Origin of the sequence: Streptococcus sp. GMD1S (assembly GCF_000296875.1) — a bacterium.
Classification (GTDB): Bacteria; Bacillota; Bacilli; order Lactobacillales; family Streptococcaceae; genus Streptococcus.
Window position 1 is genome coordinate 1 of record NZ_AJQY01000420.1, and the last position, 610, is coordinate 610.

A 610-nucleotide genomic window follows, 5' to 3' on the forward strand; every position below is an offset into this window, starting at 1 on the left:
GAACTTTCAGAAGATGTCTTGAAAATCGTTAAAATGGACGTTGATGAAAATCCAAATACAGCTCGTGCTTTTGGAATCATGTCTATCCCAACCCTTCTCTTCAAAAAAGACGGCCAAGTGGTGAAACAAGTTGCAGGTGTTCACACAGCAGAACAAATCAAGGCCATCGTTGCTGAATTGAGCTAATCACACGAGAGACCATGTACTTCATTTGGTCTCTTTTTTCTTACCCTTTGCCATTTTTCAAAAAATATGCTAGACTGTAGGTAGAATATTACGATGTTTGGGACATGCCATCGCTAAAAAAAACCTCTACTTGGTATTTTTTAGCTCCCCTCAAGGGAGCTTTTTGCGTGCTCTGAACATTTCCCATTTTAGAAGGAGTACTATGAAACGTCATTCAGCCTTGGTCGTCTTTAGCGGCGGTCAAGATTCCACAACCTGCCTCTTTTGGGCTAAAGAACACTATAAAACAGTCGAAGCCGTCACCTTTGCCTACGGCCAACGCCATCATCTCGAAATTCAAGTTGCTAGAGAAATCGCTAAGGAACAAGGCATTCGTCATCACATCTTAGATATGTCTCTGCTGGGACAAATCACTGAAAATGCC

At 42.0% G+C, this 610-nt stretch carries 2 protein-coding genes; both read left to right on the forward strand.

What is annotated here, in order from left to right:
* The coding region (locus tag GMD1S_RS10750; RefSeq protein WP_000352829.1) for a thioredoxin family protein at nucleotides 1-186 on the forward strand (186 nt) is incomplete at its 5' end.
* 202 nt (nucleotides 187-388) lie between these two features.
* Nucleotides 389-610 (forward strand): 7-cyano-7-deazaguanine synthase (locus tag GMD1S_RS10755; RefSeq protein WP_000820633.1); only part of this gene is annotated, 222 nt, incomplete at its 3' end.